The 25384-nt window shown below is 70.9% G+C and carries 28 protein-coding genes and 1 pseudogene; 12 read left to right on the top strand and 17 right to left on the bottom strand.

Going from position 1 to position 25384, the window contains the following annotated elements; genetic code table 11:
• The first annotated feature begins 85 nt into the window (after positions 1–85).
• Together ung and ACZ7P3_RS13125 are read left to right on the top strand one after the other, a co-directional pair.
• Complete coding sequence (gene ung / locus ACZ7P3_RS13130; RefSeq protein WP_472080988.1) at positions 86–769, top strand: uracil-DNA glycosylase; 684 nt, start codon at positions 86–88, stop codon at positions 767–769.
• 153 nt (positions 770–922) lie between these two features.
• Positions 923–1444 (top strand): hypothetical protein, encoded by a 522-nt coding sequence (locus ACZ7P3_RS13125; RefSeq protein WP_472080987.1) that lies wholly within the window; start codon positions 923–925, stop codon positions 1442–1444.
• Between the two features lie 51 nt (positions 1445–1495).
• Here ACZ7P3_RS13125 and ACZ7P3_RS13120 read toward each other — a convergent pair whose 3' ends face one another.
• Entirely contained in the window at positions 1496–2026 is a 531-nt protein-coding gene (locus ACZ7P3_RS13120; protein ID WP_472080986.1) for a hypothetical protein, read from the bottom strand.
• 114 nt (positions 2027–2140) lie between these two features.
• Positions 2141–2653: a DinB family protein gene (locus ACZ7P3_RS13115; protein WP_472080985.1), complete on the bottom strand. Its 513-nt coding sequence runs from the start codon at positions 2651–2653 to the stop codon at positions 2141–2143.
• Between the two features lie 54 nt (positions 2654–2707).
• On the opposite strand from ACZ7P3_RS13115, the pseudogene ACZ7P3_RS13110 reads away from it, so the two are divergent.
• Positions 2708–2938, top strand: a pseudogene (locus tag ACZ7P3_RS13110) (monooxygenase); the annotation flags it as partial.
• A gap of 10 nt (positions 2939–2948) precedes the next feature.
• Positions 2949–3854: a Gfo/Idh/MocA family protein gene (locus ACZ7P3_RS13105; RefSeq protein ID WP_472080984.1), complete on the top strand. Its 906-nt coding sequence runs from the start codon at positions 2949–2951 to the stop codon at positions 3852–3854.
• Here ACZ7P3_RS13105 and lnt read toward each other — a convergent pair.
• From lnt to ACZ7P3_RS13065, 8 genes are all read right to left on the bottom strand, one after another.
• Positions 3778–5346 carry an apolipoprotein N-acyltransferase gene (gene lnt, locus ACZ7P3_RS13100; RefSeq protein WP_472080983.1) on the bottom strand — a complete coding sequence of 523 codons (1569 nt, stop codon included), beginning with the start codon at positions 5344–5346 and terminating at the stop codon, positions 3778–3780. The genes ACZ7P3_RS13105 and lnt overlap by 77 nt on opposite strands.
• An 83-nt stretch (positions 5347–5429) precedes the next feature.
• Positions 5430–5912, bottom strand: coding sequence for a nuclear transport factor 2 family protein (locus ACZ7P3_RS13095; RefSeq protein WP_472080982.1), 483 nt, complete (start codon positions 5910–5912; stop codon positions 5430–5432).
• 283 nt (positions 5913–6195) lie between these two features.
• A complete protein-coding gene (locus ACZ7P3_RS13090; RefSeq protein ID WP_472080981.1) occupies positions 6196–8631 on the bottom strand; it encodes a SpoIIE family protein phosphatase in 2436 nt (811 codons plus the stop codon).
• Between the two features lie 244 nt (positions 8632–8875).
• A complete protein-coding gene (locus tag ACZ7P3_RS13085) occupies positions 8876–9769 on the bottom strand; it encodes a hypothetical protein (protein ID WP_472080980.1) in 894 nt (297 codons plus the stop codon).
• On the bottom strand, positions 9759–10241 hold the full coding sequence (locus ACZ7P3_RS13080) for a DUF6114 domain-containing protein (protein WP_472080979.1): 483 nt from the start codon (positions 10239–10241) through the stop codon (positions 9759–9761). The genes ACZ7P3_RS13085 and ACZ7P3_RS13080 overlap by 11 nt, the downstream gene beginning before the upstream one ends.
• An 86-nt stretch (positions 10242–10327) precedes the next feature.
• Complete coding sequence (locus ACZ7P3_RS13075; RefSeq protein WP_472080978.1) at positions 10328–10951, bottom strand: DUF6230 family protein; 624 nt, start codon at positions 10949–10951, stop codon at positions 10328–10330.
• Positions 10952–11320: 369 nt separating this feature from the next.
• Complete coding sequence (locus ACZ7P3_RS13070; protein ID WP_472080977.1) at positions 11321–11854, bottom strand: hypothetical protein; 534 nt, start codon at positions 11852–11854, stop codon at positions 11321–11323.
• A 145-nt stretch (positions 11855–11999) separates the two neighbouring features.
• Positions 12000–13268: a hypothetical protein gene (locus tag ACZ7P3_RS13065; protein ID WP_472080976.1), complete on the bottom strand. Its 1269-nt coding sequence runs from the start codon at positions 13266–13268 to the stop codon at positions 12000–12002.
• A gap of 333 nt (positions 13269–13601) precedes the next feature.
• Here ACZ7P3_RS13065 and ACZ7P3_RS13060 point away from each other — a divergent pair, with 333 nt between their 5' ends.
• Positions 13602–14819, top strand: a complete 1218-nt coding sequence (locus ACZ7P3_RS13060) for a PP2C family protein-serine/threonine phosphatase (protein ID WP_472081060.1) — start codon at positions 13602–13604, stop codon at positions 14817–14819.
• A gap of 316 nt (positions 14820–15135) precedes the next feature.
• Complete coding sequence (locus ACZ7P3_RS13055) at positions 15136–15393, top strand: hypothetical protein (RefSeq protein ID WP_472080975.1); 258 nt, start codon at positions 15136–15138, stop codon at positions 15391–15393.
• Between the two features lie 197 nt (positions 15394–15590).
• On the opposite strand, the gene ACZ7P3_RS13050 is transcribed toward ACZ7P3_RS13055, so the two are convergent.
• Entirely contained in the window at positions 15591–16430 is an 840-nt protein-coding gene (locus ACZ7P3_RS13050; RefSeq protein WP_472080974.1) for an SDR family NAD(P)-dependent oxidoreductase, read from the bottom strand.
• 107 nt (positions 16431–16537) lie between these two features.
• Here ACZ7P3_RS13050 and ACZ7P3_RS13045 point away from each other — a divergent pair, with 107 nt between their 5' ends.
• Positions 16538–17140: a TetR family transcriptional regulator gene (locus tag ACZ7P3_RS13045; protein ID WP_472080973.1), complete on the top strand. Its 603-nt coding sequence runs from the start codon at positions 16538–16540 to the stop codon at positions 17138–17140.
• Between the two features lie 315 nt (positions 17141–17455).
• On the opposite strand, the gene ACZ7P3_RS13040 is transcribed toward ACZ7P3_RS13045, so the two are convergent.
• Positions 17456–18031 (bottom strand): fibronectin type III domain-containing protein, encoded by a 576-nt coding sequence (locus tag ACZ7P3_RS13040; protein WP_472080972.1) that lies wholly within the window; start codon positions 18029–18031, stop codon positions 17456–17458.
• Positions 18032–18422: 391 nt separating this feature from the next.
• Between ACZ7P3_RS13040 and ACZ7P3_RS13035 the strand changes: the two genes are divergently transcribed.
• On the top strand, positions 18423–19196 hold the full coding sequence (locus tag ACZ7P3_RS13035) for a TVP38/TMEM64 family protein (protein WP_472080971.1): 774 nt from the start codon (positions 18423–18425) through the stop codon (positions 19194–19196).
• 101 nt (positions 19197–19297) lie between these two features.
• Here ACZ7P3_RS13035 and ACZ7P3_RS13030 read toward each other — a convergent pair whose 3' ends face one another.
• Complete coding sequence (locus ACZ7P3_RS13030; RefSeq protein ID WP_472080970.1) at positions 19298–20467, bottom strand: thiolase family protein; 1170 nt, start codon at positions 20465–20467, stop codon at positions 19298–19300.
• Between the two features lie 187 nt (positions 20468–20654).
• Between ACZ7P3_RS13030 and ACZ7P3_RS13025 the strand changes: the two genes are divergently transcribed.
• The 4 genes from ACZ7P3_RS13025 to ACZ7P3_RS13010 all read left to right on the top strand — a co-directional run bounded on the left by ACZ7P3_RS13025 (position 20655) and on the right by ACZ7P3_RS13010 (position 23678).
• Positions 20655–21140 (top strand): winged helix-turn-helix transcriptional regulator, encoded by a 486-nt coding sequence (locus ACZ7P3_RS13025; protein ID WP_472080969.1) that lies wholly within the window; start codon positions 20655–20657, stop codon positions 21138–21140.
• A gap of 87 nt (positions 21141–21227) precedes the next feature.
• Entirely contained in the window at positions 21228–21752 is a 525-nt protein-coding gene (locus ACZ7P3_RS13020; protein ID WP_472080968.1) for a DUF4232 domain-containing protein, read from the top strand.
• Between the two features lie 191 nt (positions 21753–21943).
• Positions 21944–22819: an undecaprenyl-diphosphate phosphatase gene (locus tag ACZ7P3_RS13015; protein ID WP_472080967.1), complete on the top strand. Its 876-nt coding sequence runs from the start codon at positions 21944–21946 to the stop codon at positions 22817–22819.
• Between the two features lie 628 nt (positions 22820–23447).
• Positions 23448–23678, top strand: coding sequence for a helix-turn-helix domain-containing protein (locus ACZ7P3_RS13010; protein WP_472080966.1), 231 nt, complete (start codon positions 23448–23450; stop codon positions 23676–23678).
• 68 nt (positions 23679–23746) lie between these two features.
• On the opposite strand, the gene ACZ7P3_RS13005 is transcribed toward ACZ7P3_RS13010, so the two are convergent.
• The 4 genes from ACZ7P3_RS13005 to ACZ7P3_RS12990 all read right to left on the bottom strand — a co-directional run bounded on the left by ACZ7P3_RS13005 (position 23747) and on the right by ACZ7P3_RS12990 (position 25342).
• Complete coding sequence (locus ACZ7P3_RS13005) at positions 23747–23920, bottom strand: hypothetical protein (protein WP_472080965.1); 174 nt, start codon at positions 23918–23920, stop codon at positions 23747–23749.
• 90 nt (positions 23921–24010) lie between these two features.
• Positions 24011–24475: a hypothetical protein gene (locus ACZ7P3_RS13000; protein WP_472080964.1), complete on the bottom strand. Its 465-nt coding sequence runs from the start codon at positions 24473–24475 to the stop codon at positions 24011–24013.
• Positions 24476–24668: 193 nt separating this feature from the next.
• The gene (locus ACZ7P3_RS12995) at positions 24669–24860 is read right to left on the bottom strand and encodes a hypothetical protein (RefSeq protein ID WP_472080963.1); all 192 of its coding nucleotides are present in this window, start codon (positions 24858–24860) and stop codon (positions 24669–24671) included.
• Positions 24860–25342, bottom strand: coding sequence for a hypothetical protein (locus ACZ7P3_RS12990; RefSeq protein WP_472080962.1), 483 nt, complete (start codon positions 25340–25342; stop codon positions 24860–24862). Before ACZ7P3_RS12990 ends, ACZ7P3_RS12995 begins: the two co-directional genes overlap by 1 nt.
• Positions 25343–25384: the final 42 nt, after the last annotated feature.

Here is a 25384-nt window from a genome sequence, read left to right as displayed (position 1 = left end):
CACCGGTTGTCAGTGGTCGCCTGTAGGTTCTGAAGCCTGGAAGTGACCGCACGCCGTAGTTGATAGACATCGTGAGGACGTTGACGTGACCGACATCGCCATGCTGCCCGAGTCCTGGCGCGGGGTTCTGGGCGACGAGCTGCAGCAGCCCTACTTCAAGGAGCTGACCGAGTTCGTCGAGGAGGAGCGGGCGAAGGGTCCCGTCTACCCGCCGCGCGAGGAGGTCTTCGCCGCCCTCGCCGCGACGCCGTACGACAAGGTCAAGGTCCTCGTCCTCGGCCAGGACCCGTACCACGGCGAGGGCCAGGGCCATGGCCTGTGCTTCTCCGTCCGCCCGGGGGTGAAGACCCCGCCCTCCCTCCGGAACATCTACAAGGAGATGAAGGAGGAGCTGGGCCTGCCCGTCCCGGACAACGGCTATCTGGTGCCGTGGGCCGAGCAGGGCGTGCTGTTGCTGAACGCGGTGCTCACCGTGCGGGCCGGCGAGGCCAACTCGCACAAGGGCAAGGGCTGGGAGAAGTTCACCGACGCGGTCATCCGCGCGGTGGCGGACCGGCCCGACCCGGCGGTCTTCGTGCTGTGGGGCAACTACGCGCAGAAGAAGCTCCCGCTGATCGACGAGAGCCGGCATGTCGTGGTCAAGGGCGCGCACCCCTCGCCGCTGTCCGCCAAGAAGTTCTTCGGCTCCCAGCCGTTCACGCAGATCAACGAGGCGATCGCCCGCCAGGGCCACGAGGCCGTCGACTGGCGGATCCCCGACCTGGGCTGACCCGCGAAAACCCGCAGCCGCACGGCCGGACTGGCGGACCGAGTCCGGGCGGCCCCGTGTCGTACGGGGCCGCCTGCCCGGGATTGCGGGTGCGTGCGGCTAGCGTCGGGGCAGACGGCTGACGACAGAGCCGACGACGGCCCGGAGGACGCGGTGGCGGAGCGACAGGAGCAGGCGGTGCCGGATGCCGTGCTGACGCGGATCGGGCAGGTCGTGATGCTGCATCACGGCGGTGACCGCGAGGAGGCCCGGCGCCGCTTCCTGGAACTGTGGGTCGAGATGGGCGAGGCCGGGGACCCGCTGCACCGCTGCACGCTGGCGCACTACCTGGCCGACACCCAGGACGACCCGGCGGACGAACTGGCCTGGGATCTCAGGGCGTTGTCGGCGGCGGAGGAGCTGGCGGCCGGGCGGTCCGGGGCGAACCCCTCGGCCGTCCGCGGCTTCTATCCCTCCCTGCATCTCAACCTCGCCGCCGACTATCTGAAGCTGGGCCGCTCCGAGGCGGCCCGCATCCATCTGACCCGGGCCCGCCGGGCGGCCGACGCCCTCGCCGACGACGGCTACGGCGCCGGGGTACGGGCGGCGATCGGCCGGCTGGAGCTGCGGCTCGGGGAGGACGGCGCCGCGGACGGCGACGGGTGGGCGCCACCGCGGCAGCGGCCCACCCCGTAGCGGGCGTACGCCCCGGCCGGCCGGGGCACCGGCCATGGCCGTACGACCGGGTCAATGGCCGTACGTCCGCTCGCAGATCGTCGCCTCGGGGCTGTCCTTCTGCCAGCCGCCGTACGTCCTGCCGAGGGCGCACACGCCCGGGTCCTTCGCGCCCGGCGGCGATGTGTGCGCGGTGCCGGCGCGCGGCCCACGGGGATGGTCCGGGTGCGGCCGTGCGGGGTGGCCGGCGGCACCGGGCGGAGCCGGCGGGCGGTGCGCGGCCGGTGCGTCCGGCGGTGCCGGGACCGTCCGGTGCGGATCGGCGGGACCGGTGTGCCCGGTGTGCTCACGGTGTTCGGTGTGCCCGGTGTGCTCGTGGTGTCCGGGGTGCCGGAAGGGCCCGACCATCTCCAGTGCCTCCCGGGCCGGTGCCTGCACCACCCGCGGCCGCACCGTGCCGTCCGGCCGGGGTGCCGTCGGCTTCGCGGCCGTGTTGTCCGGCGGGGGACCGGGAGCCGGGGGGCGCTGTACCGTCACACAGCCGGCGAGGGCTGAGACGGCCACGGTGACCAGGAGCGCTGCGGTCGTCGTCGTTCGATACACCCGGGCAACTCTGCTGGTCGGCAGCCGCCTTGGCACCGTACGCCGGAGACCGATGCCCCCCAACGGGTGATCTCGTGCCCCGCAAGGGGGATCGTGCGGTCGCGAAGGTGACGTTCAGTCGCCGGTGGCGCCGTCGATCCGCTCCCGGAGGAGGTCGGCGTGGCCATTGTGCCGGGCGTACTCCTCGATCATGTGGGTGTAGATCCAGCGGAGGCTGAACGGCTCCTCGGCGAACCGGCTCCTGCCCCGGGAGAGGTCGTCGAGCGCGAAGCCCGCCGCGGTACGGCGGGCCGTCCCTGTCTCCGTCTGCCAGGTGCGGTACGCGTCCGCCCAGGTGTCCGCCCCGGTGAGGTGGAACTCCCCGTCCGGGTCCTCCTCGGTGCAGTAGATCGAGCCCGGGTCGTCGCCCACCAGGACCTTGCGGAACCAGCCCCGTTCCACCTCGGCCATGTGCCGCACCAGGCCCATGAGGGACAGTTCGGACGGCGGTACGGACGCGGTCCGCAGCTGCTCGTCGGTCAGGCCTTCGCACTTCCAGGCCAGCGTGCGGCGGTGGTAGTCCAACCAGCCCTCCAGCATGGCGCGTTCCCCGGCGTTCTGGGCGGGCTCCTGGCGTTCGGTCGTCATCCCGGCATCCTCGCTCGGCCGCGCTCGCGCGAAGGGATCCCGAGCGCGGACGGCCTCGCCGCCTACACGGCCGCCCGGCTGCCGCGTACGACCGCGACAGCCCGCCGTGCGGTCGGGGTGGCCCGCCTCGACATGGCCGGCAGCCGCGCCGCCGTCGCCGTACGCAACACCACGATCGCCGCCCTGTCGAAGGTCGGTCCCGTACTGTTCCTGCGCGGCTTCGACGGCATCGCCGACTGGCGGCCCCCGTATGCTGCCGGGAAGGCACCCGCAGGAAACCGGTAGGGGAGAGCACGTGAAGGTCGGCTGCATCGGACTCGGGGACATCGCGCAGAAGGCGTACCTGCCGGTGCTGGGCGCGCAGCCGGAGATCGACCTCCACCTGCAGACCCGCACGCCCGAGACCCTCGCCCGGGTCGCGGACTCGCTCCACCTGCCGGCGGACCGGCGGCACACGACCCTGGACTCCCTGCTCACCGCGGGGCTCGACGCGGCCTTCGTGCACGCACCCACCACCGCGCACCCGGAGATCGTCACCCGGCTGCTCGAAGCGGGCGTACCCACGTACGTCGACAAGCCGCTCGCCTACGAACTCGGCGACTCCGAACGGCTCGTGGCCCTCGCCGAGCGGCGCGGCGTCTGCCTCTCCGTCGGCTTCAACCGGCGCTACGCCCCCGCCTACACGCAGTGCCTGGACCATCCGCGCGAGCTGATCCTCATGCAGAAGAACCGGATCGGGCTGCCCGAGGAACCCCGCTCGATGATCCTGGACGACTTCATCCACGTCGTCGACACCCTGCGGTTCCTGGTGCCCGGGCCGGTCGACGACGTGACCGTGCGCGCCCGCGGCGAGGGCGGGCTGCTCCACCACGTCGTGCTCCAGCTCGCCGGGGACGGCTTCACCGCGCTCGGCATGATGAACCGGCTCAGCGGCTCGGCCGAGGAGATCCTGGAGGTCTCCGGTCAGGACACCAAGCGCCAGGTGCTCAACCTGGCCGAGGTGATCGACCACAAGGGGCAGCCGACCCTGCGCCGGCGCGGCGACTGGGTGCCGGTGGCCCGGCAGCGCGGCATCGAGCAGGCGGTCCTCGCCTTCCTCGACGCCGTGCGCGCGGGCAAGGTGCTCAGCGCCCGGGACGCACTGGCGACCCATGAACTCTGCGAGGACGTGGTACGAGCGGTTGCGTCCGGCGCGGCCTGAACGCCCGCACCCCTTCGGTCACACACAGGGCGGCCAGCACCAGCAGGGCGCCGTGCACCGGCCAGTCGCCGTAGCGGACGTACGGGGTGACGCCGTGCGCCAGCGGTACGTCGTAGACGCGGGCGGTGCTCGCGTCGGTGCCGAGCCACGGGCCCAGGCGCTGCCCGCTCGGGCCGTAGACGGCGGAGACGCCGGTCAGGGTCGCGTGCACCATCGGGCGGCCGGTCTCGGCGGCGCGCAGCGCGGCCAGCGAGGCGTGTTGCTCCGGCGCCCAGCTGCCCTGGAAGGTCGAGGTGGAGGACTGGCCCAGGAGCACGTCCGCGCCGTCCGCGGCGAGGTGGCGGCTCATGTCCGGGAAGGCGGTCTCGAAGCACACCAGCGGGCCGATCCGCAGCCCGTGCCCGACGTTCATCACGACCTGCTCGGTACCGCGCCGCCGGTCCTCGCCGGCCGCCTTGCCGACCGAGGTGACCCAGCCCAGCAGGGAGCGGGCCGGGATGTACTCGCCGAACGGGATGAGCCGCATCTTGTCGTAGCGGTCGCCGGTCGGGCCGTTCGGGCCGACGAGCACCGAACTCTTGTAGATGCCGGGCCGGTCGGAGCGGTGGGCGTCCACATTGACCAGCACGTCGGCGCCGGTCAGCCGGGACAGCGCCGCGATCCGCCGGGACAGGTCGGGCCGGTCGCTCAGATCGAAGCCGACGCTGGACTCGCCCCACACGACCAGGTCGACGCCCTGCCCGGTGAGGCGCCGGGTCAGCTGCTCCTCGCGGTCGAAACGCTTCTCGGGGCTGTCGTGCCCGTCCACTATGCCCGGCTGGACGACGGCGATCCGCGCCTGACCGTCGACGTCCGGGCGGGGCGCCCACACCCAGGCCGCCGAGGTCGCCGTGGCCGTGGCGAGCAGTGAGGCCACCGCCGGCACCCGGGCCTCGCGCACCGATATCAGTACCGCCGCCGCCACGTTCACGGCCACCACCAGGAAGCTGAGCAGCCACACCCCGCCCACCGACGCCAGCCGCAGCGCCGGGCCCACCTGCCACTGGCTGGAGCCGAGCATGCCCCAGGGCCCGCCGAGGGCCTGCCAGGAGCGGACCAGCTCCACCGCCAGCCACGCCGACGGCAGCACGAGCAGCGCGGCCACGCCCCGCCCCGGCGTCGGCACACCGCCCAGGAACCGCCGGACAAGCCAGCCCCAGGGGGCCCAGAGCAGCCCGAGCAGCCCGGCTATCAGGAAGAGGAACACGCTCAGGCTCGGCAGCAGCCAGTGGTGCACCGCCACGATGAACCCGAAGCCGCCGCACCAGCCGTCGTACGCGGCCCGCCGGCCGGTCGGTGCCGCGCGGGCCAGCAGGATCCATGGCACCAGCGCGACGTAGGCGAACCACCACAGCGAGGGCGCCGGGAAGGCGAGCAGGGGCAGAGCACCGGCGAAGGCGGCGGCGCAGGAGCGCCGCCACGGGGAGGTCAGCCAGCGGTCGATCGTCCTCATAGCGAGTCTCCCTACCCAGCGCTGACTCCAGTGTGCGCGCCGGGAGCGATCTCCGACAGAGGGCATTGCGGTGCCCGGCAGGGTCATTGGGGCACGGCCGCCGGGCTGCGGTCCGGCATCCGGCGCCACTTCTCGTGCACGACGACCTCGCGCATCCGCCAGCCCTCCGGCGTGCGCAGCAGCCCGAAGTCGTACCGGCCGCCGCACACCAGGTCCGGAGCCCCCGAGGCACCGGCGCCCGCGAACCGCATCGGGTTGATGTAGTCGGCCCGCACCCGGGCGGTGTCCCCGGTGTCGTGCTCCAGCATCCCGAAACGCAGGCGGCGGTTGACGATCAGGTGCTGCCGCATCGCGAACAGCTCCAGGCTCTCCGCGAGCCACCCGGCCACCCGGCCGGCGTCGCCCTCGATACCGCCGGCGGAACGGTAGTCGGCCCGCCCGTCCGCGGTGAACAGCCCGCAGTAGGCCGTCCAGTCCCCGTCGTCCACCGCCCCGGCGTACTCGGTGACCAGATCATCCACGGCCAGCCGGTCCATTACGGTCGCGAGCTCCACACGCTGCGTCATCGGCACAGTGTTGGACACCGGGCGCCGAGTGCCAAGAGGCGCGCCGGATATTCGGGGGTCCGGGCCGGGGACGGCAGCCGAACCCTCTCTCGTGAACGTTCCTTCAGTCGAACCCCCGTATGACGCCGAACCGGAGTTCCGTATCCGGGCCCGCCGCACCGAGCCCACGGCCACCGTCCACCGGGCCCACCGCCAGGAGACCGGCGGCCCGCACCGGCCGCTCGATGTCGCCGGCAACCACTGGACCCTCGGTGAACACGGCTGCGGTCGTGGAGGTCGCGGGTCATACGGGCGGCAGGGACTGCTCCGTCCAGACGGTCTTTCCGTCGTGGGTGTAGCGGGTGCCCCACCGCTCCGTGAGCTGCGCGACCAGGAAGAGCCCGCGTCCGCCCTCGTCCGTGCTCAGGGCCCGTCGGAGATGGGGGGAGGTGTGACTGGTGTCGGACACCTCGCAGACCAGGCAGTGCGTACGGATCAGGCGCAGGGTGACGGGGCCGGCCGCGTACCGGTAGGTGTTGGTGACGAGCTCGCTGGCGACCAGCTCGGTGGTGAAGCTGAGTTCGGCCAGCCCCCATTCGGTCAGTTTGGCCGTGGCCAGCTCCCTGGCACGGGCGGCGGCGGTCGCTTCCAGGGGCAGTTGCCATGAGGCGACGTTCTCCGGCGGAAGCACCCGGGTACGGGCGATGAGCAGCGCGATGTCGTCGGTGGGGAGGTGGCCCTTGGGCAGCAGCGCTTCGACCACGGTGTGGCAGGTGTGGTCCAGAGGCTCCGCGGCGTGGGCGAGACATGCGCGCAGGTTCTCCAGCGCGGCGTCGATGTCGCCGTCGCGTGCCTCCAGGAGGCCGTTGGTGTAGAGCGTGAGCAGACTGCCCTCGGGGAGGTCCAGGTCGTACGTCTCGAAGGGCAGTCCGCCCAGGCCCAGCGGTGGACCCGCGGGCAGGTCGAGCACGGTCACCTCGCCGTCCGGGGTGGACACCACCGGCGCCGGGTGCCCGGCGCGTGCCAGGGAGCAGCGCTGGGAGACCGGATCGTAGACCGCGTAGAGGCAGGTGGCCCCGAGCACCTGCTCGATCGCCGCCCCGCTGCCGTCGGCGTTCGCCTCCAGCTCGGTGGCCAGCAGACTGACCAGATCGTCCAGCCGCGCCACCACCTCGTCCGGTTCCAGGTCGAGGCTGGCCAGGGTGAGCGCGGCGGCGCGCAGACGGCCCATCGAGGCCGCGGCGTGGATCCCGTGGCCGACCACGTCTCCCACCACGAGGGCGACCCGGGCCCCTGACAAGGGGATCACGTCGAACCAGTCACCGCCGATGCCCGGTTCACCGCTGGCCGGGAGGTACCGGCACGCCACCTCCACGGCTGGCAGGTCGGACGCCGCGCTCGGCAGCAGACTGCGCTGAAGGGTCAGAGCGGCGCTCTGCTGCTGGGTGAAGCGGCGCGCGTTGTCGATGCAGACGGCCGCACGCGAGGAAAGCTCCTGGGCCACCGCAGCATCGTCGTCCTCGAAAGGCTCCGAATGGCGCGACCGCCACAGGCTCACCACGCCCAGGACCAGCCCGCGCGCGACCAGGGGCGCCGCGATCAGCGAATGAACGCCGAGCCCCAGAGCGATCTCGACCCGCCGCCGGTCCAAGGCGTACCACTCGGGGCGGAGGGACAGCAGCCCTTCGAGGATCGGGCGACGCTCGGCCAGGCACCGCGACTGCGGAGACTCCGGGAGCAGCGGGACCACATCGCCCTCCTGGTACGGGACACGGGGTTCCGGTGGTGAGAGGGCAGCCCGGAGCAGCGTACCCGTCGTACCCGATACCGGTTCGTCACCGAGTGTCACCGGCTTGAGGAGGTCCACCGAGCAGTGGTCGGCCAGGCCGTGGACGGCCGCATCGGCCAGTTCCCGAGCGGTCTGGATCACGTCCAGTGAGGTTCCGATCCGGGCGTTCGCCTCGTTCAGCAGCGCGAGCCTGCGTTGCGCCCGGTGGCGGTCGGTCACGTCCTCGATCGTCTCGGCCACGCCGAGAACGCGGCCCGAGGGGTCCTCCATCCGGAACGCCGAGACGGACACGATCCGTTCCCGCCCCGGATTGTGGCGTGCCCGGGCGGACTGCTCCGTGAAGATCAACGGTTCGCCGGTCTCCAGGACGTGCCGTACCCGTTCCTCGGCCAGCCCCGCGTCCTCGTCGACCATGAACTCGCGGGGGCGATGGCCCACCGGCGCCTCGGCCGGGACGCCGCTCGCCTTCTCGACCGCACGGTTGACCCGGATCACCCTTCTGTCCGGACCGTGCACGACCAGACCGATCGGGGACCGGTGGTACAGGCCGTCCAGCAGCGCACGGTCCCGCTGCCAGGCCACCACCTCGGCGGCAGGAGCACCGACCAGGAACCACTCCTGACCGCCGCCCTCCCGGGTGACCGCACGGGCCCGGAAACCCATCTCCACACGGTGTCCTTCGCGGTGCCGGACGGGCAGGACACCGAACCATCCCCCCGCCTTCGTGGCGTCCACGACGACGGACCGTGCGACGGGCAGATCACGGGCGTCGACCAGGAGATCCTGCCACGCGCGTCCGATCACTTCCTTGGCCGAATAGCCGAGCAACTCCCGCGCACGAGCGCTCCAGCCGACCACGGTGCCTTGATCGTCGAGCACGGCCGAGGCGCCACGACCAAGGGCGAAAGGATCCTCGGGACTCTCGCTGAAATGCATCAACGGCGACCCCATAGCCACCACCTTGCCTCCGCCTCCGATGTTCCTCCCTGCGTTCTCGGTCCGCGACTCTCCCGTCGTGTTCCGTCCGCGACTGTCCCGTTCCCCTCGGCCCACGGCTTCGGCTCGGCCCGGAGCCTCGACGGGAGTGCCATGGCGGCGCCCACCGCATGCGACGAAGGGGACAGCCGCACCCGGTGACGACGAGGCCTCGGCGGGTGCGGCTGCCGGACACGGAGCCGCTCGGGGCCGGCGCCGGTCACCCGGCCGTGGCGCGGAGCAGCGGTTTCGTGATGGACAGGTTGCCGCCGAAGTACGCGACCGGTGAAACGGTCACGTCGACGCAGGTGATCGTGCGTGTGGGGGTGGCCGGGTGTGCCAGCCAGGCAGGTACGGCGTCGGGGGTGATGGTGACGGTGCGGTGCGCCGGGAGGGGGGCGCCGCCGAGGGAGGTGACCGTGCCGGACAGGTCCCGGATGTAGAGGGTCACCACGCCGTTTCCGCCCCGGCCCGTGAGCGCGGCACTGGACCCGGCCCGAAGTCGTACCGCCGCACGGCCCCGGCCCGCGGTGGCGTCGAGGTTGACGGCCTCCACCGACCGGGCGACGAACTTCAGCGCCCGAAGGGGTCCCGCCGCCGTGCGCACGGTGACCACACCACGGAAACCGGCGGAACGCAGGACGAGTCGGTCGGCGCGCAGGACCCAGGAGATCGTCGTGGGGCGGGCCGGCGGCGGGTCGAGCGGTGCGTCCCGGGAGGACGGTGAGGCCTTCGTGGCTGCTCGTGCGGTGCTCGCGGACGGCCGCGCGGCGTGCGCGGGTGCCGCCCCGCTGCCGGCGAGCCGTGGCGCGGGCCCGGCCGGTTGCGGGGTGGTGCTCGTGGGGGTCGGCACGAGGCTCGACGGGGCCGGTGCTGTCGCCGTGCCGGTGCTCACCGGTGCCGTGGGGGTGCCCGTGTCGACCGGGGTGAGGGGCGGGCTCGCCGGCCAGGGCGTGGGGAGGTGCAGGAGCAGGGGTACGGCGGCCGCGGCCAGCGCGCAGGCGAGGGGCCGTGGTACTCGTCCGAGCCTGTGGTGGGGCGGTCGGGTGCGACCCGCGTGGCGGGGTTCGGAGGCGGAGGAGTCCGCGGTCCGGTCGGCCTGGTCAGTCGCCACGTCGTCCTTCCCCGGCCGGAACGGCCGTGGTGGACGCGCAGTCCGCCGGCGCCGTCGGCGTCTCGGTGGCGGCGGGAGTCCAGGAGCAGGCCAGGGAGCCGCCGATCAGGCCGGTGATCAGTCCGAGGAGGAGGCCGCCGAAGTTCGCGACGGGGAAGGAGATGAGGGTGAGCAGGAGAGTGGCGATCCCGGCGAACACCCGGAGGTGCGAGTTGTACCAGAGGGTGAGTCCCAGGGTGATGAGCAGGACCCCGATGACGAGGGCTCCGGCACCGGACGCGGTCGACATGGCCAGCGGAATGCCGCCCAGGTCAAGATGCGCGTACGGCCAGTACAGGATCGGCAGACCCGCCGTCGAGGTGAAGAGCCCGGCCCAGAAGGGACGTTCGCCGCGCCAGGCTCTGAACCTGTGCCGGGAGCGCGCCGCGGTGACGCGCAGTCGGGGTCGTCCGCCGGAGATATGAGTGATCACGTGTCTTCCTGATCAGCGGTGCGGCGTGCGCGGACGCCGGGTGAGGCGGATGCGGGGGCGTTCGGCAGCTTCGGCCCGCCCAGGCCTCAGGAGCATTCGTGGCGGCCCTGCTCGATCTGCACGCGCAGGCCGGGAATGTCGAACGTCCCGGCGGAGAGCGCGACCGCGGTCACGTGCACGTCGGTCAGGACGACCGACGTGGCCTGCTGCCCGAAGCCGTTGGGGTCGAAGAAGCGCGCGTGCCTGTCGCCCGGATTGATCGGCCCCTTGGTGATCTCCCCTTGCGCGATACCTTGGTCGAGACCCGTGAAATCCGCCTCCCCGGCCGACTGGAACGTCGTGTCGAGGAACAGGTTCGTCGCCTCGATCGGTCGTTCTCTTCCACCGGTGAGTTTCAGCGTCTGCGGGCCCAGCACCGGGACCTCGATCACCACGGACTGGCACAGCCGGCTGATCGTCGCGTGCCGGGCCCCGTTGACCTGGACCGGCACACGCTCGCCCTGTCTGGTCACGTCCACCATGCCGTAGATGCTGAGTCCGCGAGCGGTCAGCGTGCGCGCGGTGACGTGGAACTTCTGGCCGGAAATCAGGAACGACGCGGCCAGTGCCCCCTGTCCCATGGCGATGGCGAGGGTTGCGCAGGCTGCGACGCTGGGGACCAGGACTGCCGCGAAGCGCCGCCAGCGGGTTTTGCCGGCGAGGTGCGACATCCCGTCTCCTTCGGTCATGGTGCGAGTCCGCCTATATGAGGGCAAGGCGGATATTTTCCTCGCTGTCCAGTGACGGATCCTAGGCTTCCGGCTGCGGCAACCGGCTGCACGCCGGGGCCGCCGTACGGGTGACGCACAGGCTGCTCGGCCCTTCGGGCGACAGACGGTGTCGACTTTCGAGCGACGGCCGGAGGCAAAGATCACGATTGCCGACCGGGTGGTTCGTGAAGCTCGCTCTCGCCTGCCGCCTGCCGCCTGCCGCCTGCCGCCTGCCGCCTGCCGCCTGCCTCTTGCCGTCTGGCGGTGTCGGACCGGCGTGGGCCTAAGGCCGCGGCGGGAAAGGGCAGTTCGCAAGGGGATCGGTGACGATCACTCGATACCCAGCGGACCGATACCCAGGTCCTCGCGCATGATGCGACGCATCTGGGCCATGGCCGCGCGCCGTTGCGCTGTCAGGGACGCTTCCTCGGCGGAGCCGACAGCCACTCCCCGGGCGTAGGCGTCGCGTAGCGCGCGCAGACGGTGGAACGCCTCGTTTCCCGCCGCCACGACCTGCGGCGGACCCACGAGCCAAAGGCGTTCGCTTGCTGTGTAGATGCCGGTGCCACGGACGGCCTCCCGCACGGCCGCGTCACGTGCCGACGTGGACATGTGATCGCCCAGGGCGACGGCCCGTATCTCTTCACCTGCGGCTTTGAGGGCGGAAACGAACTCGGTGTACACCTCGCGCCGTATTTCCAGCGCGTGCCTGGCCTCCTCCCGCCGCCACCGGTTGCGATCGGCGATCAGAGTGGCTGCGATACCGATGGCGGCACCGGCCAGCGTGGAGAGCAGGGGCATCAAGTCCATCTGCCGCAGCTTGTCCGAAACGGCGGGCCGACACCAGTGGCTCTCACTGCGCATGCGGGCACTTGGGTGCCCGTGAACGACCTGATCATTCCGAGTGCTGCCGACGGGTCGTCAAGCCGCGCGCCTGACGATGGTGCGTGACGACGACGGCGACTTCATCGATGGACGGATTCCGCCGCGGCGTCCGCAGCAAACAGATCTACTCGTCTTGCGCGAGCTGTCCGGGCTCGTCCTCGTCGGGCGGAAGTACCTGGAGGATCTCGCCGGAAGACGTCGTGACGTAGTGAATCTCGGTGTCGCCGTCGATTCTGGGCGGGGAGACTTGGGCGCGGAGCCGCTCTTGTCGCGCGGCCACTGATTTGTCGGAGTCGTGCCAACGGCCCTTGAGCTCGACCTGGGTGAGCCGTTCGGTCAGTTCGGTCGCGACCGCATCAGCGTCCTCCAGCTGATGAACCTGCGACTCCACGAACCTCCGCAGTGCGGCGTAGGGATGGGTGGGATCCGCGAGCGCTACCGCCGCCGCGTCGGCAACCATGGCCTTGCGCCGAATCGCAATCGCCGCTCGCGCCAAGTGAAGCTCACGGATGAAGTGGTCGGTCTCTTTCGTCTTGCCGCCGAGGGTCTCCTCCAGGCGGCGATAGTCGACCCTGCCGTCGTCGTCCACCAGCTCGTCGACGACACCGCGGTGCTTCTCCAGAAACTGCTGAGCGCGATGGAACTCGTCGTACGCAGACTTCAGGGCGAGTTCGAGATTCGGATGGTGGCCGTCGAGCATCAGGCTGATCGCGCGGGACAACTGATCATCGGCCGACCGCTGATCCTTGATCCGTTCGGTGTAGTGGCGTTCCTCCTGGCGGCCCAGGAAGGCTTCGACCCGGCGTTGGTGCGCCCGCTGTTCCCGTTGGGCCACCATGTCCACCGCCAGGACGGTCCCGGCGACGGCCAGCACCGGCCAGCCCGCCGCGATCGCTCCTCCGGCAGCGACAGGCTTCAGAACGCCGTGCACGGTCTTGCCGCCGGTGCGGGAGAACCCCCTGAACCCGGAAGTTCCGACGGCCTTGACGAGCTCTGCACCCTTGGGCAGCACCACCCGGAACAACGTCGGGCTCTTCGGGTTGACGGCCTCCACGATCCCGGCCAACGCCTGCTGAGCCGCCGCGTTCACGGGCACGGTCCGGAACTTCGCGAGCTCCGGTTCGCTGACCGGGCGGTATTCGACGGCGACCGGCGCCGCTGCGGCTTCGAGCGCGTCCCAGACCGCGGCGGACGTCGAGCCGACGGACCGCAGAACCTCTTCGGGGACCAGAAGCCCTGCGGGAGGGAGCTCGGGCCGAACTTCGACCACTGCCGCGGCGCTTGGCGCACGGTGCCCGCCCGAGGCGGTGGTGGTGCTTCGTGAGAATCTCCGGAGCAGCCACGCGGTGACGAGCACGGCGACGGCGACGACGGCGACCAGCTCCATGGGCATGGACATCAAGCCAGGTCACGTCCTCCGACAGGCTGCGGTGGTGGGTTCACACCGCCCCCGAGCATAGCGAGGATCGCCCGTGCCCCTGTCTCAGCGGTCGTTCTCGGATGCGTAGGTCGAGGCAAAGGCGATCGAGCGGGCCGCCTTCGCGGAGGATTCGGACGGGGTTTCGGCGGCAGAGCGGTGATCCTGACACCGGACCGGCCGATCACGTGGCCGGCGCATCGGGCGTGCCCGGTCGAGCCCGGCCGACAGCCCTGGCCGCCGCTCCCGCCCTCGACACGGGCTGACGTGAGAGAGCACGGGATCGGTGTGAAACTGGGCACGGAAGGGGTGATCTCCGTGTCGGACCCACCACGCGTGTCCTCCGGTCCCGACACGGCCGTCGACGAAAGCGGACTGGAAGAGCTGATCAACGAGGCGCAGACCGCCCTGCCGGTCGAACTGCCGGCCCTGGCGAACCGGTGCGCCTCGTCCCTCGGCCTGGACACCGCGCTGATCTACCTCGTCGACCTGCAACAACGGCTGCTCCTCCCACTCGACGAGGCGTTGGAGCCGCTGCCGGTGGACCGCTCGACGGCCGGCTGGGCGTACCGCACGGTCTCCCAGCGGGTGGTGGAAGCCGACGACGGCTTGATCCTCTGGATCCCCCTGGTCGACGGTGCCGAGCGGCTGGGCGTGCTGGCGGTGCGGACCGCCTCGCTCGACCGGGAACGGATGCGCCGCAGCCGCATACTGGCCCATCTGTTCGCCATGCTGATCACCTCCAAGCGCGCCTACAGCGACTGGCTCGCCGCCCGCACCCGCACGGCGACCATGCGGTTGCCCGCCGAGATGCTGCGGGCCTTCCTGCCACCCCGCACCATCGGCAGCTGCAGGTGCGTATCGACCGCGGTCCTGGAACCGGCGTACGACATCGCCGGCGACGCCTTCGATCACTCGGTGGTCAAGAACGTGCTGCACACCATGATCCTCGACGCCATGGGGCACGATCTGACCGCCGGCCTGACCACATCGGTCGCCATGGCGGCGGCGCGCAACGCCCGCCGGGGCGGCGGCGAGCTGGCCGATGTCGTCGGCTCCGTCGACCAGGCGCTCGCCCAGTGGCTGCCCGACTACTTCTGCACCGGCGTGCTGTGCCGGCTCGATGCCGAGACCGGGGTGCTGCGCTGGGTCAACTGCGGTCACCCCCCACCGCTGCTGATCCGTGCCGAGCGGGTGCTCGCCGGGGCACTCGACAGCCCCCCACAGCCGCCGATCGGCCTGGCCGGTCCACTGGCCCCGGCGGCCCGGCAGGTCCACGAGACGACACTGGAACCGGGCGATTGCGTCCTGCTCTACACCGACGGTGTCGTGGAGGCTCGTGATGCGGACGGTGCGGAGTTCGGCCTCGACCGGTTCACCGACTTCATCATCCGCTCCTCCTCCGCGGGACAGCGCCCGGCCGAGGTGCTGCGGCTGCTCATCCACGCCGTCCTCGACTACCAGCGCAACCAATTGCGGGACGACGTGACCATCCTGCTCTTCGAATGGCGCCCGCAGCACCGGTGACACGGTGTTGAGGAGGTGCCGACCGAATACCGGACCCGGCCGAGGACGACGCAATACCGGACCCGGCGAAAGAGGACGCAATGCCGGACACGGCCGAAGACGGGGCAACGAGCACAGCGGGCTTCGGCGTCCCGACCGACTTCGTCTTCGCACAGCTCAGGGCGCAGAAGCACGGTGATCCTGGCGCAGCGCGGGCCGCTCGGCCTTTGGGCGCAGGCAACCCTTCCCTTACGCGCGGCGGTCCTACCAGGCGTCGCGCTCAGGGGACCGGCCTCTGCCGACTCGTACTCGAAAGCCGACGGGAAGGCTGCGCCCCATGGTTCTGGATCCCCGCTTCTGCCTGGACGTTCCGGAGGGTTTCGACGACTCGGACGACGACACCGGGGTGCATCCCATGGCCAGGAAGCTGTTCCTCGCCACTACGGCCGCGGAAGCCTTCGCGAAGGCCCATGAGTGGGTGCGGGATCACGAGGTCCGGCTGTCGGACGTGTCGTGGGACGTCCTGCGCGACGAGGACGAGCCCTACTGCCTGAGCATCTACTTCACGTTCGAGCTGGATCCCGAAGACACCTGATCACGACCGCGCAGTCCGGGATCGGCCCCAGGCCGCTGTCCACTCCGGCCGCGGGGGTGTCCGGCTGACCGATCGTGTGCGGCGGCGGGGGGGCGCCGGGACCGAGCCCGGCGCGAGGCGGCTCAGACGGCGACGCGGATGCCCCAGTGCCGTCAGGCCTGCGATTCCGCAACGGCGACGAGGATGCCCCGGCGCCGTCAGGCCCGCGATTCCGCCGGCGTATCCGAGTGCGCCGGCCCTCCTTGTGCGGCGGCCATGGATCCCATGAGCATGACCGCACGACGCCTGCTCAGCCCCCGGCCCAGGGTCGCCATCACGCGGTTGAGCCGGCCGGAGACGACGCTCGGCGGGGGTGTGCGGCGGTCGAGGGCCCGCAGCGCCGTTTCCACGACCTCCCCTGGGGACTGGCGTTTCGAGCCGCTGTCAGCGGCGTCGGTGCCGATGACGTCGAAGAACTCGGTGCTGGTCGCGCCGGGGGACAGCGCGATCACACGCAGCCCGGTGCCGCGGGACTCCAGCCACAGGGCCTCGGTGAAGCTCAGCACGAACGCCTTGGCCGCCGCATAGACGGCCATGTTGGGGACGGGCAGGTACGCGGCCATGCTCGCGACATTGATCAGCACCCCCGTGCCGGCGGTCCGCAGCGGCCCGATGAACGCCCGGCTGATGTCGACGACGCCGGTGACATCGACGCTGATCTCCTCCCGCAGGCGCTGCGGGTCCTCTTGGTGGAACGGGCCGTAGGTGCCGAATCCCGCGTTGTTCACGACGCTCGTCACGGTCAGGCCGCGCCGTGCCACCTCCTCGGCGAGGGTCTGCCCCGCACCGGGCAGGGCCAGGTCGAGCGGTACGACGGTCGCTCGGACGCCATGGTCCGCGGTGAGTTCGGCGGCCAGTTCTTCGAGGCGTTCCCGGCGCCGGGCGACCAGGACGACGTGTGATCCGCGCTGGGCGAGCCGGCGGGCGAACTCTGTACCGATACCGGCACTGGCACCGGTGATGAGGGTGGTCTGACCGCGGTAGTCGACGGCGCTCATGGCTGCTCCTGGAAGACGGCGGGCGTGCTCGTGATGGCACTGTAGGCCTAAACTGTCACCCGGTGTCAATGTGGCACCGAGTGTAGAAGGTGGTAGGCTGTGTGCTCATGAGCGATCACGAGGGCCGCCCGGCCGGACTGCGGGAGCGCACCCGGCGTGCAGTGCAGGCCGAGATCGTGGCCACCTCGATGAGGCTGTTCCTCGAGCGCGGCTTCGAGGCCACGACCATGGAGCAGATCGCGGGCGAGATCGGCATCTCGCGGCGCTCGCTGTTCCGCTATTTCGGCACGAAGGAAGACATCGTGCTGGGCGACCACGCCGAAAGCGGCAGGGTCCTGCAGGCCGCACTGGAAGCCCGTCCGGCGGACGAGGCCCCGTGGGAAGCGCTCCGGGCGGCCCTCAAGGCGCTCTTCGAGTCCCTCCCCTACTCTCCCGAGGACTTCCTCAAGATCACCCGCATGCTCCATGCCTCGCCCTCACTCCGGGCGCGCCAGCTGGACAAACAGCAGCAGTGGACGGACCTGCTCGTGCCGGACATCGCCGGACGACTGGGTGCCGCCGCGGACCCCATGACCGAGATGCGGGCCCGCGCGCTCGTCGCCTGCGCCCTGGCCTGCTCCGCCATCGCAACGGAAGCCTGGGTCCGCAGCAACGGGACGGTCGACATGGAGCAGGCCTTCGACGAGGCGGTCGCCGCGGTACGCGGATAGGGCGCACTGGTCCACTTCCACGTTCGTAGTCCACGACGAGTTCTTCCAGGCCGCCCGTGCAGCCCTTGCCGCCGAGGACGAAGTCCCGGTCGCACCGTACGACGATCTCGCCGCAACGCATCGGTGCCGGATCCAGCGCGTCGACGTCCACGCCGCCGCCCGGGTTCTCCGGACTTCCTGATGGCTCATGAGACATCAGCCGCGGACAGCTGACTTGATCTCGCCCGCAGCCCTTTGGAGAGCCTGCTCGCTCTCGCACCGTGGTTGTGCTCGCGGGCCGGATCGGCCCGCGAGCACGTCACGTGGCTCCTGACTTCAGCCGTTGGGTGCGGCCGCGTCCAGGTTCCTCTGCGCGGCGGCGGCCCGCCCCAGTTCCAGCAGTGGCTCTTCGGTCGCACTCGGCGCCTTGCGGCTGCTGCTGGACGGTGGTGGGTTTCCGCCGGTCGAGGGGGGCGGGATCGGCACGTGGACGCAGGAGGATGTGCCGGACTCCAGTCGGCCGTTGAACGCAGTGATGCAGAATTCGAAGTTCCAGTTGCCCGGGAACAGGAAGGCGATCTGGTGCTCGGGGCTGTCCGTGGTGTACGGGCCCTGGGTGTTCGAGCCTTCGGGTGCGTTGACGTTGCGTACCCACACCCGGTATCCGGCCGCCTCCGGGGCCCCTTTCCAGTTCAGCTGGACGGTGGTGGCGTCGACGGACTTGACCGTGACGTCCGTCGGGACCGGTGGTGTCCCCGCGCCGACGGTCACCGACCGGGCCACGCCGGGCATGCCGCCGCCGGCCTTGTTCCAGGTCGCGACCGCGACCAGGTAGTGGTGGCCAGGCACGAGGCCGTCGATGCGCGCCTGGTTGTTCAGCAACCCTGCGACCCGCACGCGCTGCCTGCGCATCGGGGATCACGCCGTACCGGGGGAGCTCCCAGCCGGGGACCGGCTGCCGCGCTGCCGAGTCGTACGCCGCGGAGACCTGCCGAGGGAAGTCCTGTGACGAGACGACTCTGTCCAGCAATGGCCGCCTCGCACATCCACTCGGCAAAGGCCGCCTGCTCGGATCATCCCCGCAGGTCAGCGTGACGGAGTGGCAGCCGGTACCACTCGGTTCGCGGGTGCCGGCCCACCCTGCGCGCGTGTGCCGACCTGGCTTGTCGTGCGCTGCCCCGGCCTGCGCGTGCGCCGACCCGCGGTCGGGCAACCTCGCAACCCGGACGGTGTTCCCGGGGTTCTGACGGTCATGGGGTGAACCATACGGCGATCACACACGGCGGTCGGCTACTGTCACCGGATGCTCGATGCCGACCGCTCTGGCACCGCCACGGCCTCTCCCCGGGCCGCCGCCACGGAGCTCGCCGCCCGCGTCGCCGTTGCGCCCCTGCCCCGCTCGGGTCTTGCCGCCCGCTTCCGGCGTGCGCTGCTGTCTCCGTACGCGCGGCTGTCCCTGCTGCTCGCGCTGCTTGCGGGAGCGGCGGCCTGCGTCCTGCTGTTCGAGCCGCAGCGGCTGCTCACGCACGGATGGCCGCCGCAGCTCGGCGGGGCCGCGGCGGCGCTCGTGTTCGCGGTGGCGTACGGGCTGTGCACGGTGGCGTTCGTGCCGCGCCCGCTGCTGAACCTGGCGGCGGGCGCGCTGTTCGGCTCCCAGCTCGGGCTGGGCACGGCACTGGCGGGCACGGTGCTCGGGGCTGGCGTGGCCTTCGGGCTGGGCCGGATGCTCGGGCAGGACGCGCTGCGCCCGCTGCTGCGCGGCCGCTGGCTCAAGGCGGCCGACGGGCAGCTCAGCCGGCACGGGTTCCGCACGATGCTGGCGGCCCGCCTCTTTCCGGGGGTGCCGTTCTGGGCGGCGAACTACTGCGCAGCCGTCTCCCGCATGGGCTGGCTGCCGTTCCTGCTGGCCACGGCGCTCGGCTCGATCCCGAACACGGCGGCGTACGCGGTCGCCGGCGCCCGTGCCTCGGCGCCCACCTCGCCCGCCTTCCTGATCGCGATGGCCGCCATCGCCCTACCGGCGCTGGCAGGCACGGTGGTGGCCTGGCGCAAGCGCCACCACCTGCGCAGTCGCTGACCGGCTGCGGACCGGCCGTGGACCGGCCGCAGACCGGCTGCGGCCCGGCCGGTGATCGCCGCTTACCGGCCAGTGATCGCCGCTGAACGGCCGGTGATCCGTCAGACGCCTTCCAGGATCATCGCGTTGGCAAGGCCGCCCGCCTCGCACATGGTCTGCAGGGCGTAGCGGGCGCCGCGCTCGCGCATCGCGTGCACCAGCGTGGTGGTCAGCCGGGTGCCGCTGGCGCCGAGCGGATGGCCGAGGGCGATCGCACCGCCGTGCACATTGACCTTGGCGAGATCGGCGCCGGTCTCCTGCTGCCAGGCCAGGACCACGCTGGAGAAGGCCTCGTTGATCTCGAAGAGATCGATGTCGTCGAGGGTCAGGCCCGCCCGGCGCAGGACCTTCTCGGTGGCCGGGATCACGCCGGTGAGCATCAGCAGCGGGTCGGAGCCGGTCACGGCGAAACCGTGCAGGCGGGCCAACGGGCGCAGACCGAGGCGGGCCGCAATCTCGCTGGAGGTGATCAGGACGGCGGAGGCGCCGTCGTTGATCGGGCTCGCGTTGCCCGCCGTGACGTTCCACTCGATCTGCGGGAAGCGCTCGGCGAAGGCGGCGTCGTAGTAGGCGGGCTTGAGGCCGGCGAGGATCTCCGGGGTGCTGCCGGGCCGTACGCACTCGTCGCGGGCGACCCCGTCCAGCGGCGCGACCTCGGCGTCGAAGAGGCCCGCCTGCCACGCGGCGGCGGCCTTGTGGTGCGAGGAGACGGCGAACTCGTCCATCCGCGCGCGGGTGAGGGACCACTTGGCGGCGATGAGTTCGGCGCTGACGCCCTGCGGGACCAGGCCCTCCGGGTAGCGCTCGGCGACGCCCGGGCCGAACGGGTCCTTCCCGGCGGGCACGTTCGACCACATCGGCACCCGGCTCATCGACTCCACCCCGCAGGCGACGACGAGGTCGTACGCGCCCGAGATGACGCCCTGCGCGGCGAAGTGCACGGCCTGCTGGGAGGAGCCGCACTGGCGGTCCACCGTGGTCGCCGGGACCGTCTCGGGGAGCCCGGCCGCGAGGACGGCGTAGCGGGTGGTGTTCATGGCCTGCTCGCCGACCTGGTCGACGGTGCCGCCGATGACGTCGTCGATCAGCTCCGGGTCCACACCGGAGCGCTCGACCAGGGTGCGCAGGGTGTGGGCGAGGAGCTGTACCGGGTGGACGTGGGCGAGGGAACCGTTCGGCTTGCCCTTGCCGATGGGCGTGCGTACGGCTTCGACGATGACTGCGTCGCGCATGCTGTGAGCCTCCTTGGCCGCCTGGCTGCCCGCACGGAGCGCAAAGAAGAACGAGCGCGAGAGGAGAGCAGCCGGAGAGAGCGGGTGCTACCAGTGAGTAGGAAATCCAAACTCACGATAACTCTTAGAGTTGGAAAATCAAACCCATCCCTGGGTCTCTCCCTCACCACCTCCTAGACTGGCCGCCATGGCCGCCACGAAAGATCCGCGCCCCTGCTCCATCGCCGACGCCCTCGCCCTGGTCGGCGAGAAGTACTCCCTGCTCGTCCTGCGGGAGGTGTGCCTGGGCAACGGCCGCTTCGACGTGCTGGTGCGCAACATCGGCGCCCCGCGCGACATCCTGGCCGCCCGGCTGCGCCGGCTCGTGGACGCCGGGATCCTCACCAAGCACGCCTACAGCGAGCGTCCGCAGCGCTTCGAGTACCGGCCCACACCGGCAGGGCTGGAGCTGGAGCCGGTTCTGATGACCCTCAAGGAGTGGGGCGACCGCCATCTCCGCAAGGGCGCCGACCTCCCCATGGTCATCGAGCACAGCTGCGGCAACGAACTGGTCCCGCAGGTCACCTGCCGGGCCTGCGGCGAGCCCGTCCGGCACGAGGACCTGACGGCCCACCCGCAGGCACCGGGCTGGACCGTCGCCGGCCCGACGGCCGCCCAGGGCGTGTCTGCTTAGCGGTCGCCGTCCGCCGGAACCTTCCGGGTGGAGGCTGCATCTATCCGTCCGCGGAGGCACGGGGCCTCTCCACGGGGGGATGTCGTGATGGCACAGCGAAAAGCAGCGGTCCTGATGCTCGGCCTGGTGGTGGTGCTGGGGCTGACCGCCTGCGGTCCGGGCCACCACCGCGCCGGCGCCTGCGGATCATCCCAGCTGCGCTGGAAATGGACCCGCCTGGCCGACGGACCGGCAGGCGCACCGGCGGCCACGCTCAGCGCCAGGAACAAAAGTGCACGGCCGTGCGCCTTCGACGGCTACCCACGGCTCCAGGCCTGGGTCGGCAAGGCGCAGGACGTGCAGTCGGAGCCGGAGAAGAAGGCCAAGCCGGTCCGGCTGGTGCTGAACCCGGGCCGTACGGTCGACTTCCCGCTCTACTACCAGCCGCACCGCGTCGCGAGCGGCACCTGCTGGATCACGGGCGACGACCACGCGTCCAGCGACGTGGTGCCGCCCCACCCCGCCAAGCGCGACTACGGCTCTTTCGTGCACGTGACCGACGCGAAGGGGCACCGGCTGCCCACCCAGGTGTGCAGCGACACCATCCGGCTGGGCCCGCCTCACCTGCGCTAGCTGTTCTGGCCGGTCCCCGCCCCAGGCCTGCGGAGGTCCGGGTGAGTGGCAGGCCGTTGTGCCCGTGGTGGTCGTGCCCGTTGCCGGGGAGGGCGTCCGGCCCCTGTGGCCGTGCGGTCACCGCAGCCCGATACGCTGCGTCCGTCACATGATCACCACGTATCCCATCAGCGCTTGGACGTCGTACCTCCATGTCTTGGTTTGAATCGCTCGTCCTCGGACTCGTCCAGGGGCTGACCGAGTTCCTCCCCGTCTCCTCCAGCGCCCATCTGCGGCTGACCGCCGCCTTCTCGGGCTGGAAGGATCCGGGGGCGGCCTTCACCGCGATCACCCAGATCGGCACGGAGGCGGCGGTCCTGATCTACTTCCGCAAGGACATCGGGCGGATCGTCTCGGCCTGGTTCCGGTCCCTGTTCGACAAGGGCATGCGGCGGGACCACGACGCCCAGATGGGCTGGCTGGTGATCGTCGGGTCGATCCCGATCGGTGTGCTCGGCGTGACGCTGAAGGACCAGATCGAGGGGCCGTTCCGCGATCTGCGGATCACCGCCACGATGCTCGTCGTCGTCGGCCTGGTCATCGGCATCGCGGACCGGCTGGCGGCCCGTGACGAGACCGGCGGCAAGCACCGCGCGCCCAAGCAGCGCAAGACCCTCGAGAACCTCGGAGTGAAGGACGGTCTGATCTTCGGCCTGTGCCAGGCCTGTGCCCTCATTCCCGGCGTCTCCCGCTCCGGCGCCACCATCAGCGGCGGCCTCTTCATGGGCTACAGGCGCGAGGCCGCGGCCCGTTACTCCTTCCTGCTGGCCATCCCGGCGGTGCTGGCGTCAGGCGTGTTCGAGGTCAAGGACTCGGTGGGCAACGGTGAAGTGGCCTGGGGGCCGACCCTGTTCGCGACGGTGATCGCGTTCGTGTCGGGATACGCGGTGATCGCGTGGTTCATGAAGTGGATCTCCAACAAGAGCTTCATGCCGTTCGTCTGGTACCGCATCGCCCTCGGCATCGTCATCATCGCGCTGGTCACGGCGGGCGTGCTGAGCCCGCACGCGGCGGAATCGGCGAGCTGACCGGGCAATGTGATCTCTGGGTAGCGCTAGCGGAATCTCCCGTTAGGTTGCGGAAACTCTCGTTGAATCCCGCCCCGATTCCTTGATCGTCTCCCAGTCGTCTCCCACTCTCCCACCCTGAACGCCGAGAAGGCCCCCACGAGGAAATCGTGGGGGCCTTCTCGTGCCGGCGCTCAGACCAGGACGGGAGCGCCACCTGGGGGGTGGGACCAGCCCCCGCCCTGGCCATCTCATCTAACGATCTCACCCGGGCATGTGACACGGGCAGATGCGTAGCAGTTGTTGAACACGTTGTGCACAAATTGAGTCGAGGGTGCAGGGTGTGTGATAGGACCGCCCGCCTGCGCGTAGGGGGGTGCTCACGGCGAGCCGCGAACCTGCGGCAGGCGGACGGCCTGTCCGGCGCGGGCGACGTTGGAGGCCGCCCGTGCCGGGCTCTTGGGGTTGTGTGGAACGTCAAAGATCAAGCCAAATCGAACGGCCGTGCGATCTGGCATATGCCTATCTGAGCACACTGTGATGGCTGTCCGCTACACGCTGTCCTGCATTTATCTACCTAGTACCCCACCCTGCGAGATTTACCACGGGTGGTAAAGACTTTCGGACAAGATCATTCCAGTATGCGCGGGTGCACGACCCCCTCCCCACCTGGGTACCCAAACGCCGCGCCCAAATCGGCTTACAGATCCGCGCCGCCCGCCGCCACGCCGGCCTGTCCCAACTCGCCCTCGGGGAACACATCGGCCGCGACCACAAAACCATCAGCCGCTGGGAGAACGCCCTCACCGCACCCGACCTCACCGACCTGCTCCTCATCGCCGACGCCCTACACGTCCCCCTCGCAGACCTCGTCCGCTGACCCAGCCAGCACGAAGCCCCGCCCATCCACCACGAGGGCAGCAGACGAGCGGGGCCAGCCATGTGCGGCTACTGCGCGGGCTGCCCGCTACCCGGGCACATCTCCGTCCCGCTGCCAGCCCGCTGGTGCATCGTCGTCGGGGTGCCGGGCTCGCTACCGACACCAGCCCCGCAGACCGGGCAGCTGCCCGCGACGAGCCCCGGGTCGAACCGGTGGGCGGTGGGGTGCAGGCACTTTTCCATGTGGTGCTCCTTCACGTCGTTGTGATGGTGCTGACTGGGTGGTGCTGTGCTACTCCGCCGCGCGGCCGGGCCCTGGCATGCGGGGAGAACTTAGAAGGCGTCCTGCAGCGCAGCGTTCCGGCTGCCCAACCCCTGGCCAGGGCGTGCGGTTGCCTCGAACAGGCAGAACGCCTTGGCGCCGTTGTGGAAGATCACACCGAAGCCAGGATCCATGCTGGTGTCGGCGTAGGGGTAGGCCTTCTCCATCTCGTCGCAGCCGGCGTTCGCCATCGCGGCTGCCAGGTAGCGCTTGGCCCGGTCCGGGGAGACCTTCCCGTCCTCGTACAGGTCCGGGTAGGGGACCTCAGCTGGAGGCTCTGCGTGGATCGGGACCTCGGGGTTCTCGTACTTTTCGCCGGGGGCGCCAGCGTAGGTCGCACCGATCCAGAGTTGCGCGCCGGTCGTGAAGGTGATGTGCAGCCCAGTGCGGCGGCCGTCCCAGGGGGTGATGCTCTGGACCTCGGGCGCTTTGGCGAGCGCTTCAAGGATGAACGGGCGGAATCGTTCCGGACGCATTGTGATCATTTCCTCTCGTGGCGGCGGGACCGCGTAAGTCTATGAGCGTCATTGGGGCGACATGCCGAGGGCTATCGAGGCCCGCCGCCGGGACGGGGTGGCTCCGGCGGCGGACCCAGGCCACCCTCAATAGCCGTCCGGGCGACCCATGCCAGCGGTGACGCTCCCCAGAGCCCGCTGGACATCTATGCCACTACGGCGACATCCACTCGACGCCCTTGACGTCCGTGATGGACGTCCGGCCGGTGTAGTGGTCGACGTGCCTCTTGTCGGCATGCGGAGACCGCGTACAGCGGGCCTTGCCGTCCTTGTACGGCTCCCAGCAGTACCCGGCCGCCCGACCAGCCGCCAGGGACGCCAGCACGGGCTTGCTCTTGCCGTCCATCACGCCTCCACCACGGCGTCAGCGAGCCGTTGCCGCCCCTGCGCAATGAACTCCCGCAGGATCGACGGCCGGCACATATGGCCCTCGCGGGAGGGCGCGACTACCCAGTGCGGGCCGGGTGGCGCCCGCCAGTCCAGCCGCGGCACGCCAAGGTACGACTCGGGGCCGAGCGCGGGCGTGTCTTCCTCCCCGTCCCACACGAGGCCGGCGTGCGGCTGAATGAGCACGTAGTACGGGGAGGTGACGCGACCGTCGTGGAGGATGGCGCCGTTCAGCGTGGCAGCCAGTGCCTCAGGTACGCGGGTCGGGTCGTTTGTGCCTATGGCGGCGTGGACCAGCGGGGCAGGGATCCGGACCGCGGCGAACGTGTTCCCGCATGGCAGGAGCGCGACGCCCCGCTCGGTCCATTCGCGGTAGGCCTGCTGTGGGCTGTCGGCTGCTCGCGCCAGCCACTCCACGATGAACCGGTCTGTCCCTGGCATGAGTTAGGCCTCCACGATCAGCGCGTTTCGTCTCACGCAACT

Source organism: Streptomyces sp. NPDC107581, assembly GCF_055657175.1.
The sequence above is the reverse complement of the archived record's forward strand: the minus strand, read 5'-3'. Positions and strand labels throughout refer to the sequence as shown.